Origin of the sequence: Archangium sp., from assembly GCF_036388035.1 — a bacterium.
In the GTDB taxonomy this organism is placed as follows: Bacteria; Myxococcota; Myxococcia; order Myxococcales; family Myxococcaceae; genus Archangium.
In genome coordinates this window covers 1-10,213 of record NZ_DASVSO010000562.1, presented here as the reverse complement: position 1 = coordinate 10,213, position 10,213 = coordinate 1, and the positions used below count along the sequence as shown (strand labels likewise).

The 10,213-nt window shown below is 71.8% G+C and carries 10 protein-coding genes and 1 pseudogene; all 11 read left to right on the top strand.

Features of this window, described 5'->3' with window-relative positions; translation table 11 throughout:
- On the top strand, nucleotides 1-827 hold an 827-nt coding region (locus VF697_RS22635), incomplete at its 5' end, for an MMPL family transporter (protein ID WP_331098282.1).
- Between the two features lie 167 nt (nucleotides 828-994).
- On the top strand, nucleotides 995-1,447 hold the full coding sequence (locus VF697_RS22630) for a hypothetical protein (RefSeq protein ID WP_331098280.1): 453 nt from the start codon (nucleotides 995-997) through the stop codon (nucleotides 1,445-1,447).
- A 62-nt stretch (nucleotides 1,448-1,509) separates the two neighbouring features.
- Nucleotides 1,510-2,571 (top strand): hypothetical protein, encoded by a 1,062-nt coding sequence (locus tag VF697_RS22625; protein WP_331098278.1) that lies wholly within the window; start codon nucleotides 1,510-1,512, stop codon nucleotides 2,569-2,571.
- Entirely contained in the window at nucleotides 2,568-3,215 is a 648-nt protein-coding gene (locus VF697_RS22620) for a hypothetical protein (protein WP_331098276.1), read from the top strand. Before VF697_RS22625 ends, VF697_RS22620 begins: the two co-directional genes overlap by 4 nt.
- Nucleotides 3,215-4,927 (top strand): hypothetical protein, encoded by a 1,713-nt coding sequence (locus VF697_RS22615; RefSeq protein ID WP_331098274.1) that lies wholly within the window; start codon nucleotides 3,215-3,217, stop codon nucleotides 4,925-4,927. Before VF697_RS22620 ends, VF697_RS22615 begins: the two co-directional genes overlap by 1 nt.
- Complete coding sequence (locus VF697_RS22610; RefSeq protein ID WP_331098272.1) at nucleotides 4,917-6,074, top strand: hypothetical protein; 1,158 nt, start codon at nucleotides 4,917-4,919, stop codon at nucleotides 6,072-6,074. Before VF697_RS22615 ends, VF697_RS22610 begins: the two co-directional genes overlap by 11 nt.
- The gene (locus VF697_RS22605; protein ID WP_331098270.1) at nucleotides 6,068-6,754 is read left to right on the top strand and encodes a hypothetical protein; all 687 of its coding nucleotides are present in this window, start codon (nucleotides 6,068-6,070) and stop codon (nucleotides 6,752-6,754) included. Before VF697_RS22610 ends, VF697_RS22605 begins: the two co-directional genes overlap by 7 nt.
- Nucleotides 6,755-6,757: 3 nt before the next feature.
- Complete coding sequence (locus VF697_RS22600) at nucleotides 6,758-7,558, top strand: motility protein A (RefSeq protein WP_331098269.1); 801 nt, start codon at nucleotides 6,758-6,760, stop codon at nucleotides 7,556-7,558.
- Nucleotides 7,555-8,184 (top strand): flagellar motor protein MotB, encoded by a 630-nt coding sequence (locus VF697_RS22595; RefSeq protein ID WP_331098267.1) that lies wholly within the window; start codon nucleotides 7,555-7,557, stop codon nucleotides 8,182-8,184. The genes VF697_RS22600 and VF697_RS22595 overlap by 4 nt, the downstream gene beginning before the upstream one ends.
- 2 nt (nucleotides 8,185-8,186) lie before the next feature.
- The gene (locus VF697_RS22590; protein ID WP_331098265.1) at nucleotides 8,187-9,890 is read left to right on the top strand and encodes a FliG C-terminal domain-containing protein; all 1,704 of its coding nucleotides are present in this window, start codon (nucleotides 8,187-8,189) and stop codon (nucleotides 9,888-9,890) included.
- Nucleotides 9,891-9,902: 12 nt separating this feature from the next.
- Nucleotides 9,903-10,213 (top strand): annotated as a pseudogene (locus VF697_RS22585) (hypothetical protein); the annotation flags it as partial.

The window sequence follows — 10,213 nt, the reverse complement described above, 5'->3', positions numbered from 1 at the left end:
TGAGCCTGCCGCGTCTGCTGGAGCCGGTGTTCCAGGCGGTGTGGGGTCCGCTGGGGCCAGTCGAGAAGACGGAGGAGACCACGGCGAAGGCGGTGAAGCGGTTGGCGAAGTACCAGCCGCTGGACGCGGTGCTGTCACAGGACCGAAGCGCGGCGGGGGTGGTGGCGCTGCTGCCCAACGTGGGGGCGGGGCGGATGCGCGAGCTGGTGGAGTCGGCGCGGACGTTCGTCTCGCGCGAGGCGCCGCCGGGCTACCGCGCGAGCGTCACGGGCAACCTGGCGATGACCGAGCACGTGACGGGGATGCTGACGCGGGGGCTGCTGTGGAGCTTCCTGTCCGCGCTGGCGGTGAGCTTCCTGGCGTTCTTCCTGGTGCTGCGCAGCGCGAAGCTGGCGCTCATCGGGCTGGTGCCCAACGTGTTGCCGGTGGGCGTGCTGTTCGGGGTGATGCCGCTGCTGGGCATCAGCCTGAAGCCCTCCACGGTCATCATCGCGAGCATGGCGCTGGTCATCGCGGACGACGACACGCTGCAGTACCTGGTGCGCTTCAAGCGGCGCTACCTGGCGCTGAGGGCCGGGGGCGTGGACGCGCCGCACGAGCGCGCGGCGCTGGAGTCACTCAACGAGTGCGGGCGGGCGATGTTCGTGACCTCGGCGGCGGTGGCGGGAGGCTTCCTGCTGTTGCAGTTCTCGCGCTTCGAGGGCATCGCCAACCTGGGCCTGCTCACGGGGCTGACGCTGTGGGTGGCGGGCCTGGCGGATGCGTTCCTGAGCCCGGTGCTCCTCATGGCGTTGAAGCCGGAGCTCGGCCCGCCTCGCCGGGACTGAGTGCTTCGGGCGGGATGCCCATCCCACCTTCCGGACGCGCGGTGGGCTGACTCGGGAGACATCTCGCTCTGGGCGGGCCCGTCGGCGGCGGTGGCAGGGCTCCTGCACAGGGCGCGGGCGCACGCGGCAATGTCTCTCATCCCTCCTGGCGCCGCGGAGGAGTCAGCATGAAGCACCTCGCCCCGCCCATCCTGCTCGCGGTCCTCACCTGGGGCTGTGGCCCCTCGGGCCAGCGGTTCCACGGCGTCTACGACCTGACGGGCTCCGCCCACTACAGCATCAAGGACTTCGGCAACTTCTCCTCCCAGCGCGCGGAGACCTTTCGCGTCTCGGAGGGGACGCGCTCGGACCTCGTCTTCTCCGACGTGGCGGGGACGTGCCTCCTGCCCGCGAATGTCGAGGGGGAGGTGGCGACCCTCGAACCTGGAGCGACCTGCACGCGGAGTGAGGGCGGCCTCACCATCACCGTGACCCTCTCGCGTGGAAGGGCCTCCCTCTCGGGCGAGGGCGCCCGGTTCGACCTGTCGGGTTCCGCGACCGTCATGGCCCACGGGCGGCTGTACGCGGGCTCCTTCTTCCAGAGCGCCACGCTCACCCGGGTCCACGCGGGAGGCCCATAAGAGGAACCCCCCCTCTTTACATGATAGGGACTCCTACTGTTTAAGAGGCGACTGGCACGGGTATGCAGGGCAGAGGGAAGAAGACGGCTCGCGTGACGCGGGCGGAGTGGGGGGGACGACTCGGGTGGCGCGGCCGGCATGGTCCCGGCAACGCGCACCTTGGAGACGGCCCCGGCCGAGTCGTGCTCGCGCTGGTGCTCCTCCTGGTGGGTTGCGAGTCCCACTTCGTGGATCCCCACCCGCCCGAGCTCAGCCTCCTGAACCGTGAGCAGGGGGTGAAGGTCGTGGATGCGCCCCTGGTCTACGGGCTCCTCTTCGACCTCCATCTCCCGGATGCGACCGAGTGCAGCCGCACCAGGGCCCGACTGACGGAGCGGTTCCGCGCCGCGCTGCTGCCAGCGGGGCGGGTGGGGATGGAGCTGGCCGTGCAGGACCTCTCGCCCGGCTGCGTCCAAACGAATACACGGCGGCTCAACCTCAGCGCCTATGACGAGCAGGTGCGCGTCGTCGAGGCGCGCTTCGGGGCCGGGCGCGTGAAGCCGGTGCTCCTCTACTTCAACAACGTGGAGCTGCCGCCCTCCCCGGCCCTGCAGTCCGACTTCTACTCGCTCCTCAACCGCCCCTCGGGCGTGCCGATGCTGTGGGCGCTGTCCACCGCCGAGGCCATCCAGGGATTCTCGGTCGACCATAGCGCCGCCTGGACCTACAGCTCGGACCCGGGGTTGACGACCCGACTCGAGGAGACGGCGCGCACGCAGCTCCCGCTCGTCCAGATGGAGCAGGTCCCGGCGGACGGCTTCCCGCTCTTCACCGCGCAGGAGCTCGCCTCGGTGGTCGAGTTCAAGGGCTGCTCGCGCGTCGCCAACGTGACCGGGACGAACTTCACCTTCGGTCCCCAGGCCATCCGCGTGGACAAGGCCCGCCCCCCGCGCATCCAGCTCAAGGTGCCCGCACAGCCGCTGGGACCTTTCCCGCGCAACTCCACCACGCTCAAGCCGCTGACGTTCCGCTTCGAGCTCGAGGTGTGTCATGCCCACTGCGAGCGTTTCTACAGTGAGCCCCCGGATGGCGAGCTCGTCGCCTGGAGCACCACTCCCCGCTGCCTGCTGAAGGGCTCGCCATGATGCTCGCCGGACTCCTGGGGTCCCTGCTGGCCGCCGCCCCTCCGGCCTCCACTCCCGCCGCGACCCCGGCTCCCGCCGCCTCCTCCATTCCCGGGGCCGAGGGCGAGCCCGTGCGCGTGGAGCGACGCCTGCTGCTCAAGAAGGGGCACGTGTTCGTCACCGGTGGCCTGGGCTACCTCTCGCGCGGGGACTACTACACCAGCCCGGGCCTCCTCGCGTCGGGGAGCTGGTACCCCATCGAGCAGGGCGGGCTGGAGCTCAAGCTGGCCCTGTTCGTCTCGTGGCTGGGCCCCGCCGGCTCCGAGGTGTTCGAGCGCACCGGGCTGGTTCCCGACGCGCACCGCCCCGTCGCGCTGCTCGCGCCCGGCTGGCGGCAGAGCCTCGGCTACGGAAAGGTGCTCGTCGGCTCCAACGTCAGCAAGGTGGTGCACTTCGACGTCCAGGCGGCCGGGCACCTCGGCCTCACCTTCACGGATCGCGGGGTGAGCCCCTCGTTGATGCTCGGGCCCGGGGTGCTCCTGCGCCTCTCCCCACGGGTGCACGCGCAGCTCGACCTGCCGCTCGTCTTCTCCATCGAGCAGCGCACCCGGGGCTCGCTCTCCCTCGGGGTGCTGCCCACCCTCACCCTCGGAGCGGTGCTGTGATGGCCCCGCTGCTGGCGGCGGTGCTCGCCGCCAACCCCAACCCGTACGTCGAGCAGCTCTGGGCTCGCGACCTGCACGGGCTGGTGGCGCGTCTGTCCGAGCCGCCCGTGAACCCGGCCGACGCGGAGCAGCAGCAGTTCTTCGGTGACGTGGTCCGCTTCCTCAACTGCGAGCCCCTCCCCGCGCTGGCGGACGAGGCCGGCTTTCACGCGCCGCGCGCCCTGTTGCGCCTGGAGGTGGCTCGCCGGGGACGGCTCGGGGCGTCCGCCGCCACCTCCGCCACGCTGTGGCGCGACGTCCTCTCGCCCGACTTCTTCCGCCGTGCCTCGGTGTTCTCGGGAGGCGAGGTGCTGCGCTGGCCGGTGGAGGAGGAGCGCTGGTCCTCCGAGGTGCTGGAGGTCCAGCTTCGCCCCTCGTCCTGTGGCAAGCCCGTTGCCGCCTCCGATGAGCTGGCCCTGCTCACCACCGTGTTGACCGAGGAGGTGGAGGTGGAGCTGGGGCCAGAGGTGGCCGGGCGGCTCCTCTACCACCGGGCCTCCCGGGCGCTGGCGCGGGGAAAGGGCGATGAGGCGAAGGTGCTGGCGGCCCGGTTGAGCCCCGCCGCGCTCGGGGGCGAGCTGTCCGCGCTCGCCCGGCTCCTGCGGGTGACGCTCGGACTCGAGCCCCGGACGGAGTACGTGGCCCTCGCCAGCGAGCCCGCGCTCGCTTCCGTGCGCCTGCCCATCGTCGTGCAGGCCGCGGCGCAGCTCTCCACCGAGGGGCGCTGGCAGGAGCTGCTCGCGCTCACCGCGCCGTATGCGCGGTGGCCCGGCCCGTCCACTCCCGCCGCCGAGGCCGTGCTGGTGCGGGACGTCCTCTACCGGCGGGCGCTGGCGCACCAGGCCCTCGGGGAGCACGAGGCCCTGGTCCAGCTCATCTCCCCCATCTTCCCCTCGCTCGCCGCTTCCCAGGAGCCGCTGGTGGAGGCGCTGCGGGGCGTGACGCTGGAGTCGCTGGCGCGCGGCGGCCTGGAGCCCGAGGCGCTGGAGCTGCTGCGCGACCTGGGGCCCGTGGCGGGACTGCCCCGGCGTCTGGCGAGCCTCGGCGAGCTCGCGCTGGGCGTGGGCAACGTGCGGCTGGCCGTGGGCGTCTCCGAGCGTCTTCTCCAGGAGCGCGGGGCTCCGTCCCGTGCCCGCGGTTTCGCCCTGCGCGCCCAGGTGGCGCTGGCCTCCGGAGATGCGTCCGGGCTCACCCGCTCCATCGAGCGGCTGCTCACCCTGCGCCGCCAGGAGCGCATCCCGGTGCGGGACCAGGAGGAGGTCGATCGCATCGCCTTCTCGCTCACGCAGTCGCTGGTGACCGCGAGCGCGGATCTGACGGAGCCGCACTGGCGCCCGCTGCTGACCGCGCAGCTCGAGGCGGTGCGCCAGGGCATCCACTCGCGTCACGAGAAGGCCTTCCCCGCGCTCTTCGCGGCGCTCGAGGATCGTCCGCCGGCGCCCGTGGCCAAGGGCAAGCGCCAGGAGGCCTTCGTGGCGGTGGGCCGGGTGGCGGTGGGGGCGCCCCCGAGCCTGCTGCCGCCGCCTCCCTTCTCCGTGACCTGGCCGGAGCCGTACTCGCTGATCGCTCTTCCCCTTCCCGATGGCTCGCCGCGCGACTGGTTCCCGCACGAGCCCACCCCTCCTGCCGCTGCCCCCAAGTCGTCGGGGGCGGAGGTTCCGCATGCGCCGTGAAGCCGTCGTCCTCCTCCTCGGGCTCTTGTGGGCGCTCGACGTGGGAGCCCAGTCGCCCACCCCCCCGAACAACGCCGCGCCGGACAATGAGATGCCGGCGGGCTCCAGCATCTACTCCAAGCCCAAGCCGCCCGTGCGCCTGGAGACGCGCGAGGGGCGGCTCGTGCGGCCGGGCGACCAGGTGGATGCCAACGACGCGCTGGATGAGATCCTCGACGAGTTCGCCGCGGACGTGGCGCGCCTGGGGGCCAACCGGGTGTCGCCCATCCTCCTGGAGCGGGTGCAGGTCTCGGAGAACATGAACCCCGAGTTCGCCAGCATCCTCGAGGCGCGGATGGTGTCGGCCATCTACCGCGCGGTGAATGTGCGGGTGGTGCGCTGCTTCGAGTGCTACGCCACCCACGCGGAGGTGGAGGATGGCGCCTGGGTGGTGCGCCGCGGCATCTCCCGCCGCGAGGACCTGCAGTCGCTGGCGAAGAAGTACAACGCCCAGGTGGTCCTCAAGGCCAGCCTCACCCTGCACACCGCGCCCAACGCGATGGCCTTCGACGTGGAGCTGGTGCGCGCGGATGACTCCTCCATCTTCTTCGCCGAGGGCTACCGGGTGCACCCGCACACGGCGATGCTGTACCGCTCCGCGGACAAGATGCAGAGCCGTGAGGTGCGGCTGAAGGACCTGGAGGACCGCGTCAACGCGCGGCCGCGCTTCAACCATGCGTTCCACGTGGGAGCGATGGTCATCCCCACCGAGGGCCACCCAGACGGCGCCATCTGGACGCCCTACGTCGCCTACCGCTTCACCGAGGCGTTCGGAGAGGATCGAACCTGGCGAGCGGGAGTGACGCTGGCCGGTGTCCTCAACCCCACGCGGCTGGTGGGCGCGATCGCCTCCGGCACGCTGCTCACCCGCCTCAACGCGGAGAACGTCTACAGCATCAACTGTTTTGGCGGCGGCTCGGTGGGCTTCCTCCTCACGGGCGTCCAGGGCAACTCGCCCATGCTCAACGCCCAGCTCGAGTGCGTGCTGGCGCACCGGGTCACGCTCCAGGGGAGCCTCGGGTACCTGGTGCCCTTCCAGAGCAGCGCGGAGAGCACCTACACGATCGGCGGGTTGAGCCCGCAGGCAGGAGTGGCATTCACATGGTGAGGTCCAGGTTCTGGGGACTGCTGGCGCTGGCGGTGTTGCCCGCCTGCCAGACCGATCAGCGCACCAAGGTGTTGGTGGTGCCGGACGAGATGCGCCGCACGGCGCCTCCGAAAACCAGCAGCTCGGGGGTGAAGGAGAAGCCGCCGCCGCTCACGCCGCCGCAGAAGTACATCCTGCGCATGGCCGAGAGCGGGCGCGTCTGGGAGGTGGAGCTGCCCGAGGGCGCGGGGGGCTACGAGGTCCGCCTGCCGCTCGCCGGGGGCAGCCCCCTGGAGATGCTCACCCCCGCGGACGAGGAGATGCTCGCGGAGGCCGTGCAGGACGTGAAGAGCGCGAAGCCGGAGGCCGAGGGCAAGCCGGTGGCGGCGAAGCAGCCCGCGGCCAATGGGCAGGTGGTCGACGCGCACAAGGCGGCGCGTACGCGCAGCTACCTGGGCGGGATGGCGCGGGTGAAGGAGATGTACTCCTCGCGTCGCTACGAGCTGGCCCTCATCGAGCTGGTCAACCTGGAGAAGGAATACCCCAATGACGCGCGGCTCCTGGCCATGAAGGGTTCGCTCTACCTCAAGCTGGGTCAGTCCAAGCTGGCGCGGCAGGCGTGGGAGAAGGCGCTGTCCATCAATCCGGATGACCTCGGGGTGGCCGAGGCCCTCCGCGCCATCGCATCAGGAGAGGAGTAGTCCATGCACTTCATCATCGGGCTCGTGGGGCTCGGGCTGACCCTGGCCTACACCCTCACCCAGGGACACTCGAGCGGCTTCAGCGGGGTGGTCCATGTGCCCTCGCTCATCCTGCTGGGGTTCGCCCCGCTGTTCATGACGGTGGCCTCGTACAAGTTCAGCGAGCTGGCGGGGGCGGGGCGGGCGCTGGTGCGCGCGTTGCGCTTCTCGGCGAGCCGCTCGCGCTCGCAGCTCTACGAGTCGCTCACCCAGTTCGCCACCGAGGTGCGTCAGCGCCGGCCGGCGCGCGCGTTGGAGATCGCCAGCGGCGCCCGGCACGACGTGCTGCGGCAGCTCGGGCCGCTGGTGGTCCGCCAGTACGCCTCCGGGGACATCGAGAGCACCGCCAGCACCTCCCTGTACTGCATGGTGAGCGCCATGAAGCGCAGCGAGGACGTGTTCGGCACGCTGTCCCGCGTGGCGCCGGCCACCGGTCTGGTGGGCACGGTGCTCGGGCTCATCGCGCTGCTCAAGGACCTGTCGCGCTTCGATCAGCTCGGCCCGTCCATGGCGCTCGCGCTGTTGTGCACCCTGTACGGCCTCATCCTGGCCAACGCCGTCTACCAGCCGCTGGGGCGCATCATCCACTCGCACATGACGGTGGCGATCGAGGAGGCCAAGCTCATCACCCGCGCGCTGGTGCTCATCCGCGAGGACAAGCCGCTGGCGGACGTGCGCAAGCTCTTCGAGCTGTCCGAGTCCGGCATGCCGGCCCTGGGCTCCGCGGCGCCCGAGGTCGCCACGAACGCGGGCGGTGAGCCGTGAAGGACGACGCCGAGCTGGAGTCCATGCTGGGCAAGGGCCAGGACGACGAGCTGTGGCTCATCAGCTACGCCGACCTGCTGACGCTGCTCATCGGCTTCTTCGTGCTGCTGCTGGCTGTGTCGCCCATCAAGGCGGCCCAGTTCGAGCGCATGGCCGCCTCCATCTCCGGTGGAGCGCCCGCGCCGCTGGAGGAGCTCAAGGAGAAGGTGGACGAGTTCATCACCCAGGAGGGGCTCCAGCAGCAGGTGCTCACCCGTGAGGAGGCGGACGGCCTGGCCATCGAGTTCAAGGACGCGCTCCTGTTCGACTCGGGCTCGGCGGACATCCGCACCGAGGGGAGCAAGGCCGTCGCGTCCATTGCCCGGATGCTCCAGACGCTGCCCAAACGCGCGGTGTCCATCGAGGGCTACACCGACGACGTGCCCATCCGCACGCCCCGTTTCGCTTCCAACTGGGAGCTGTCCTCCCAGCGTGCCATCAACGTACGCACCGCGCTCGAGCAGGGTGGGGTGAGCCGCGAGCGGATGTCGGTGCGGGGTTTCGCCGACACCCGCCGCCTGGATGTCCAGGGCTCGCCCGAGGCGCAGCGCGCCGCCAACCGCCGGGTCGTCATCCGGGTGGAATAACCATGATTCGCTTGTCACGACAGCTGCTCATCGCCCTCTGCGCCCTGGTGGGTTCCGCCGCCCTGGCCGCCCCCTCCACTCCCGTGGCCCGCCTGCGCGCCGAGGCCGAGGAGCGCGCGCGCGCCGAGGTCTCGGATCTGCTCCGCACGCTCTGCCCCGAGCAGTGTGTGCTCGTCTCCGTGGAGGCCCGCGTGGAGGAGGAGGCCGTGGGAGGTGCCACCCCTGGCTTCGAGACGCTCGCCGGCGGCGCCACGCTTCCCACCCTGCGCTCGGTGTCCGCGCAGGTCCTGGTGGACACGAAGCTGCCAGGGCCCTTCCGCACGCGCCTCAAGGACCTGGTGGCGCAGCGGCTCAAGACGGTGGGGCCGCAGGCCACGGTGGAGGTGGACTCGGTGGCCTTCCCGCCCCGCAACGCCCCCCACCTGGAGGCGCCCCCGCTCGAGCCGAAGCCGCAGCCGCCCGCCGCCACGCCCCCGGCTCCGGAGCCGGAGGCCCAGGCGGTGCCGCCCCTGGAGCAGCGCTTCGCCGAGCGGCTGCTGGAGTCGGCCCCACTGCTGGTGGTGGCGGTGCTGCTGGCGCTGACGGTGCTCGTGCTGGGCGTGCTGCTGGTGCTGGCCGCCCGCCGCCCGACGCCTTCCGCCATGGACTACGGCCCCCTGCCCGAGGAGCCCCTGCCGACCCCGGAGCCGGGCCCCGCGGCCGCGGCCCCCACCACCGAGTACCCGGCGGTGCGGGCGCGCAGGCTGGAGCGGGTGCTGCGCGAGGAGCGCGCGGTGCGCAACACGGTGGTGCGCGAGGCACTCGCCCGGGGCGAGCTGCGGCAGGTGGCCCTGTGGACGCGCGAGCTGGGGGACTTCCTCCTGGACGACCTGCGGGGGGACGGCGCCTTGAGCGCGTCGCTCTCCGGGCTCGCCACCGAGCTGGGACGGGTGCCCTCGGCGGACGCGGGCACGCGGGCCACGGCGCTCTACGACCTGGAGGGCCGCTCCATCGCCGCGCGGCTGGCCCAGGCGGACGACTCGGTGGAGGCGGCCTTCGCCTTCCTCGAGGCGGTCCGGCCCGAGCGCTTCGCGGCCGCCTGTCAGGGGCTGTCCGCGGGGGCCCGGGAGGTGGCGCTGCGGTTCGCTCCCGCCCCGCTGCGTGCGGTGGCGCTCCAGGCGCTGACGCCCACCCAGCGCGCCGAGCTCGCGCTCGGCCTCGCCCGTCAGCCCGAGCTCAGCACGCGCTATGCGCTGGCGGTGGCGGACGAGCTGCGCACCCAGCTGTCCGAGACGGCGGGAGGGTCCTCCCAGCTCGAGCGGGTGCTGGGCGAGGTGCTCGACACGCTGCCCATGGCGGAGCAGGACCGGCTCATCGAGCGGCTGCGGCACGAGGGCTCGGAGCGGCTGGCCTCGTCCCTCTTCACCGAGTCCACCCTGGTGGGCGCGCCGGTGGAGGTGCTCGGCGCGGCGCTGCTGCGGCTGCCTCCGGCGCAGCTCGTCACCTACCTCAACGGCGCGGAGGGCTCGCTGCGCGAGAAGCTGCTGGCGGCCTGCCCCACCTCGTTGCAGCGGGAGCTCCGCGAGGAGCTGGGGCTGCGCGGCACCGAGCGTCCGGAGGAGTTCACGGTCGCGAGAAGAGAGCTGCTTACCAGCCTGAAGGATGAGATGTTCCGAAGAGGATTGAACGATACTCGGAACCGCGCGCAGGCCGGACGCGCGAACTGAGGGGGAAACCGCATGCGCGCGCTGGGTCTGGTAGTCGTTGTCGCCACCATCAGTGGTTGCATCATCGAACCGCCTTACGATCCCCGGCAGGATGCGGGGACGACGCCCGATGCGGGGTTGGGCGCGGGGGTGGATGCGGGGCGGGACGCCGGTACGAGGGATGGAGGCGGCGGCTACGTCTATTGGGACGGCGGTGTCGTCTGGTGGGACGGCGAGTACGTCTATTGGGACGGCGGTTTCGCCCCGTGGGATGGCGGTAGCGGAGGCGGCGGGGGTGGAGGCGGTGGGGGAGGCGGCGGAGGTGGATTCGGCGATGGTGGCAG

What these genes read in the sequence shown, in the direction of transcription:
- VF697_RS22630 (WP_331098280.1), top strand. Translation starts at nt 995, where the DNA reads ATGAAGCACCTCGCCCCGCCCATCCTGCTCGCGGTCCTCACCTGGGGC.
- VF697_RS22625 (WP_331098278.1), top strand. Translation starts at nt 1,510, where the DNA reads ATGCAGGGCAGAGGGAAGAAGACGGCTCGCGTGACGCGGGCGGAGTGG.
- VF697_RS22620 (WP_331098276.1), top strand. Translation starts at nt 2,568, where the DNA reads ATGATGCTCGCCGGACTCCTGGGGTCCCTGCTGGCCGCCGCCCCTCCG.
- VF697_RS22615 (WP_331098274.1), top strand. Translation starts at nt 3,215, where the DNA reads ATGGCCCCGCTGCTGGCGGCGGTGCTCGCCGCCAACCCCAACCCGTAC.
- VF697_RS22610 (WP_331098272.1), top strand. Translation starts at nt 4,917, where the DNA reads ATGCGCCGTGAAGCCGTCGTCCTCCTCCTCGGGCTCTTGTGGGCGCTC.
- VF697_RS22605 (WP_331098270.1), top strand. Translation starts at nt 6,068, where the DNA reads ATGGTGAGGTCCAGGTTCTGGGGACTGCTGGCGCTGGCGGTGTTGCCC.
- VF697_RS22600 (WP_331098269.1), top strand. Translation starts at nt 6,758, where the DNA reads ATGCACTTCATCATCGGGCTCGTGGGGCTCGGGCTGACCCTGGCCTAC.
- VF697_RS22590 (WP_331098265.1), top strand. Translation starts at nt 8,187, where the DNA reads ATGATTCGCTTGTCACGACAGCTGCTCATCGCCCTCTGCGCCCTGGTG.